Consider the following 4,917-nt stretch of genomic DNA (forward strand, 5'->3'; position numbering starts at 1 on the left):
CGCCGGCATGAACGCCCCGGCCGTGACGCGCGCCGCCGCCGGGTGCTGCCGAGCCGGCCTCTGGCGTTCCTCTGGCATTACGTGCGTGCCCGGCCCTGGCATTTCGGCGGCCTGCTGGCGCTGGTGGTGAGCGCGGCGATCTGCGCCGTGGCGGTGCAGTACGGCATGAAGCTCTTGGTCGATGCCATGGCCGAGGGCGGCGAGCGTGGCGGCGCCGACGTCTGGTTCCCGCTGTGGCTGTTCCTCGGCCTGATCGTGGTGGAGAACGTCTTCTGGCGCCTCGGCGGCTGGCTCGGCTGCCGCACCGTGGTGGCCAGCTGCGTGGACATCCGCGTCGACCTGTTCCGCTACCTCACCGGCCATCCGATGCGCTACTTCAACGAGCACTTCGCCGGCGCGCTGGGCAACCGCATCTCCGCCGTGGGCCAGGCCGCGGGCACCCTCTACGGCGGGCTTGCGTGGAAGATCGTGCCGCCGATCGTCGACTTCCTCGGCGCGGTGGTGGTGCTGTTCACCGTCGACTGGCGCATGGCCGTGGCGCTGATCGGCTTCGTCCTGCTGGTGGCGCTGCTGATCACCGGCTTCGGCATCCGCGGGCGCGGCAGGCACCAGCGCTTCGCCGCCCAGGCCGCGCGGGTCGGCGGCGAGCTGGTGGACGCGGTGTCCAACGTCTGGACCATCAAGGCCTTCTCCGCCCGCGACCGCGAGGCCGAACGCCTGGCCCAGGAGATCGGCTACGAGGCCCACGCCCAGCGGCGCAGCTGGATGTACCTGGAAAAGGCGCGGGTGCTGCACGACATCTGCCTGTCACTGATGGCCGGCGGCATGCTGGTCTGGGCGGTGCGCAGCTGGCTCGGCGGCGCGGTCAGCGCCGGCGACGTGGTGCTGGTCAGCGCGCTCACCTTCCGCATCCTGCACGGCTCGCGCGACCTGGCCCTGGCGCTGGTCGACACCACCCAGCAGGTCGGCGCCATCGCCGACACCCTGCGCATCATCAACCAGCCCCACGGCCTGGAAGACCCCGAGCCGGTACTGACCCTGGACGAGGGCGACATCGACTTCGAACGCATCCGCTTCGGCTATCCGGGACGCGCGCCGGTGTTCGACGATTTCAGCCTGCACATCCCCGCCGGCAGAAGGTCGGCATCGTCGGTGCCTCGGGGGCCGGCAAGTCGACGCTGATCGCGCTGATCCAGCGCCTGGACGACGTGCAGGGCGGGCGCATCCTCATCGACGGCCAGGACATCCGCCAGGTCAGCCAGGACAGCCTGCGCGAGAAGATCGCCGTGGTGCCGCAGGAAACCGCGCTGTTCAACCGCAGCATCCTCGAGAACATCCGCTACGGCCGCCCCGAGGCCCGCGACGAGGAAGTGTTCGCGGCGGCGCGGCACGCCTTCTGCGACGGCTTCATCCGCGCCCTGCCCGACGGCTACCGGACCCTGGTCGGCGAGCGCGGGGTGATGCTCTCCGGCGGTCAGCGCCAGCGCCTGGGCATTGCCCGCGCGTTCCTCAAGGACGCGCCGATCCTGGTCCTCGACGAGGCCACCTCGGCGCTGGATACCCAGTCCGAGGCGGAGATCCAGGATGCCCTGAACCAGCTGATCCAGGGCCGCACCGTGCTGGCCGTGGCGCACCGGCTGTCGACCCTGGCCCATTTCGACCGCATCGTCGTGCTGCGCGACGGACGCATCGTCGAGGACGGCGCACCGCACGAACTGCGCCGGCGCGGCGGCGAGTTCGACGCGCTGTGGCGCATGCAGGCCGAAGGTTTCGGCCGTCCGGGCGGGCTGCACCGATGAAGCGCATGCCGGTAGGGTGGAAAACTGCGAAGCATTTTCCACGCGTCCGGTGCGCATGAACGCGGATTCCCCTGTTTGCACCGTTGTAGGAGCCCGCTTGCGGGCGATCCGCCGCAACGCCGGGGCCCAGCGGTGGATAAGCTTCGCGTTATCCACCCTACGTCTACCGCCGACTCGCGTAGGGTGCGCTGCGCGCACCGCGGGCTTCGGGATGGCTCGATACCTTGCTGGTGCGCGGAGCACACCCTACCGCTCGTTCCCACGCTCCTGCAGGGAGAGGTTCGTAGGGTGGAAAACTGCGCAGCATTTTCCACGCGTCCGGTCGGCATGAACGCGGATTCCCCTTTGTGCACCGTCGTAGCCCGCTTGCGGGCGAACCACGGTGGCGGGCAACGCCGATCGCCGGCAAGGACCCGGCGTCCCCCGGGCTCCTAGACGAAGCGCGATGCGCCTCCTGCCAGCCGGATCGATGCCGCCGGGCAGGCCCAGCGGCGGATAAGCTTCGCCTTATCCACCCTGCGCCTGAACTTCGCCGGGTACTGCTAGCCTCAATTCAGGCAGGACGCGTTCATGCGGGCGGAGCCCCGGCGAAGCAGAGGAGAGGTTCATGTCGGATCACCACACCTACAAGAAGATCGAGATCGTCGGCTCGTCGCGCAACAGCATCGACGAGGCCATCCGTAATGCCATCGCCGAAGCCGGCAAGACCCTGGAGAACATCGAGTGGTTCGAGGTCGGCGAGATCCGCGGGCATGTCGCCGACGGCCAGGTCGCGCATTTCCAGGTCAGCGTGAAGATCGGCTTCCGTCTCAAGAACAGCTGACGCGCCGGCGGCGGCTGGCGCGCCAGCGCTCTTCAGCCCTGGCGCAGCCCCGCGACGATCTCGAAGGCGCGGTGGCGGTCGGCGGTCTCGTAGAGGTCGCAGGTGAAGATCAGCTCGTCGGCACGGGTCTGCTCCAGCAGCACCTCCAGCCGCGCGCGGACCTTTTGCGGCCCGCCGACCAGCGCCAGGCCGAGGAAGTCGCCCACCGCCTGCTGCTCGTGCGGCAGCCACAGCCCCTGCATGCTCTGCACCGGCGGGCGCAGCACCAGGCTCTGGCCGCGGATCAGCGCGAGGATGCGCTGGTAGACGCTGGTGGCCAGGTATTCGGCCCGCTCGTCGCTGTCGGCGGCGATCAGCGGCACGCCGAGCATCACGTAGGGTTCGTCGAGCACCGCCGAGGGCTGGAAGTTGTCGCGGTAGAGCGTGATCGCCTGGTGCATGTAGCGCGGCGCGAAGTGCGAGGCGAAGGCATACGGCAGGCCCTTGGCCGCCGCCAGCTGGGCGCTGAACAGGCTGGAGCCGAGCAGCCAGATCGGCACGTTGCTGTTCACCCCGGGCATGGCGATCACCCGCTGGTTCGGCTGGCGCGGGCCGAGCAGCATTTCCAGCTCCTCGACATCCTGTGGAAAATCGTCGGCGCTGCCCATGCGGTCGCGGCGCAGCGCCTGGGCGGTGAACTGATCGGCCCCCGGCGCGCGTCCCAGACCCAGGTCGATGCGCCCGGGGTAGAGCGCCTCCAGCGTGCCGAACTGCTCGGCGATCACCAGCGGCGCATGGTTGGGCAGCATCACCCCGCCGGCGCCGAGGCGGATGCGTTCGGTATGGGCGGCCAGATAGCCGATCAGCACGGCGGTGGCGGCGCTGGCGATGCCGTCCATGTTGTGGTGTTCGGCGACCCAGAGGCGTTCGAAGCCGAGCGCCTCGACATGCCGGGCCAGCGCCAGGGCGTTGTGCAGCGCCTGCGCCGGCGTGCCGTCGTCGCGGATTGGCGCCAGGTCGAGGGCGGAAAAACGGGTCTGGGCAATACGGGACATAGGGTTCCTCGGACAATGAAGACGGTCAGTGGCAGTGCTCGGCCTTGGCTTCGACCAGTACGTTGCGCTGCTCGTCGCGCAGCCAGCTGCGGGGTGAAGCCCAGCGAGCGGGCCTGGAACAGGTAGCGCCGGCCGGCTTGGAAATCGTCGTAGCGGATCACCAGGGTGCAGCGCATGGTGTGGGTTTCGCCGAACAGGCCGAAGGCGCCGCCGGTGACCTCGAATTCGTAGCGTGCCTCGAGCTCATGGGCGCCCGGCGGCACCAGGAAATAGCGGCCGTCGGGGGTGCGTTTGCGGTCCAGGCGGTCGGACATGAAGATGTCGCTGGGCTGCGCCGTCATGTCGACCCAGGCCATGTTCGGATCGTGCGGCGGCAGCGGGCTGGCGCACCCGGCCAGGGCCAGGGCGAGCAGCGGGGCAGGAAGCAGGCGCATGGGGTAACCCTCCGGGCGGATGGGCGGGACGAGGCGTTCCGGCCCCGTCGTCATCCGTCGAGCCTGCGCCAGATGGCGCGGCTTTTCAACGTGCGCTCAACGCCCGGCGAGGTCGCCGCAACCCTGTTCCTCGGCGCGGGCCAGCAGGTACTGGTGCTGGTCGTAGAGCTTGGCCCAGGGGCGGAAGCCGTAGCCGCCGGCGACCAGGCGATAGTGCGAGCCGGCGGCGAAGCGGTCGTATGCCAGGGTCAGCCGGCAATCACGCGGCAGCGGTGCGCTGCCCGGGCCGATGTCGTCGCCGTCGACCTCGAAGCGGTAGCGCATCTCCAGCGTGCGGCTGCCGGGCATGACCTGGAAGTAGCGGTCGTCGTCCAGCGCCCGGCCGTCCACCGCCAGCGCCTGCAGACGGGTTTCGCCGTGGGGGGTGAGTTCGATCCAGGCCTGCGCCGGGTCGGGTTTGGGCAGCCACAGCGAGCAGCCGGCGAGACTGGATAGCAACAACACAAGGAGGAAACCGCGCATTTACGAACTCCAGCCGGGAACCACGGGGCCCGGCAAGGGATTTTGCAAGAGTGATCGGCACGCGGGATTGCTTGCGGCGCGCGGCTTTGTAGGGTGCGCCAGTCTCGACCTCTACGGTTTCCCGATGCCGAAAGCCAACGCCGCCTTGATCGACCGCCGTACCCTGCGCTGGGTTCCCGTGCTGCTTGCCGTTGGTCTGATCGGCTGCAGTAGTTACTACGGCCAACTGGCGACGGGGCAACTGCAGCTGCTGCGCCAGCGCCAGCCGGTCGCGGCGCTGGTCGCCGACCCGGGGGCAGGACGCC

3 protein-coding genes and 3 pseudogenes are annotated in these 4,917 nt (G+C 69.5%); 3 read left to right on the plus strand and 3 right to left on the minus strand.

Going from position 1 to position 4,917, the window contains the following annotated elements:
* Nucleotides 1–42 precede the first annotated feature (42 nt).
* Both BAY1663_RS22025 and BAY1663_RS22030 read left to right on the plus strand, forming a co-directional pair.
* Nucleotides 43–1,799: pseudogene (locus BAY1663_RS22025) on the plus strand (ABC transporter ATP-binding protein).
* 607 nt (nucleotides 1,800–2,406) lie between these two features.
* On the plus strand, nucleotides 2,407–2,622 hold the full coding sequence (locus tag BAY1663_RS22030) for a dodecin (RefSeq protein ID WP_037045112.1): 216 nt from the start codon (nucleotides 2,407–2,409) through the stop codon (nucleotides 2,620–2,622).
* A 32-nt stretch (nucleotides 2,623–2,654) separates the two neighbouring features.
* Here BAY1663_RS22030 and BAY1663_RS22035 read toward each other — a convergent pair whose 3' ends face one another.
* The 3 genes and pseudogenes from BAY1663_RS22035 to BAY1663_RS22040 all read right to left on the minus strand — a co-directional run bounded on the left by BAY1663_RS22035 (nucleotide 2,655) and on the right by BAY1663_RS22040 (nucleotide 4,612).
* The gene (locus BAY1663_RS22035) at nucleotides 2,655–3,656 is read right to left on the minus strand and encodes an LLM class flavin-dependent oxidoreductase (protein WP_037045114.1); all 1,002 of its coding nucleotides are present in this window, start codon (nucleotides 3,654–3,656) and stop codon (nucleotides 2,655–2,657) included.
* Nucleotides 3,657–3,681: 25 nt separating this feature from the next.
* A pseudogene (locus tag BAY1663_RS24265) lies at nucleotides 3,682–4,090 on the minus strand (hypothetical protein).
* A 96-nt stretch (nucleotides 4,091–4,186) separates the two neighbouring features.
* Nucleotides 4,187–4,612 carry a hypothetical protein gene (locus tag BAY1663_RS22040; protein ID WP_037045117.1) on the minus strand — a complete coding sequence of 142 codons (426 nt, stop codon included), beginning with the start codon at nucleotides 4,610–4,612 and terminating at the stop codon, nucleotides 4,187–4,189.
* Nucleotides 4,613–4,736: 124 nt separating this feature from the next.
* On the opposite strand from BAY1663_RS22040, the pseudogene BAY1663_RS22045 reads away from it, so the two are divergent.
* Nucleotides 4,737–4,917 (plus strand): annotated as a pseudogene (locus BAY1663_RS22045) (aminopeptidase); the annotation flags it as partial.

The organism is Pseudomonas sp. BAY1663 (assembly GCF_000582595.1).
Taxonomy (GTDB): domain Bacteria; phylum Pseudomonadota; class Gammaproteobacteria; order Pseudomonadales; family Pseudomonadaceae; genus Stutzerimonas; species Stutzerimonas stutzeri_AF.

Coding starts and splice junctions, on each gene's coding strand:
- BAY1663_RS22030 (WP_037045112.1), top strand. CDS start 2,407: ATGTCGGATCACCACACCTACAAGAAGATCGAGATCGTCGGCTCGTCG.
- BAY1663_RS22035 (WP_037045114.1), bottom strand. CDS start 3,656: ATGTCCCGTATTGCCCAGACCCGTTTTTCCGCCCTCGACCTGGCGCCA.
- BAY1663_RS22040 (WP_037045117.1), bottom strand. CDS start 4,612: ATGCGCGGTTTCCTCCTTGTGTTGTTGCTATCCAGTCTCGCCGGCTGC.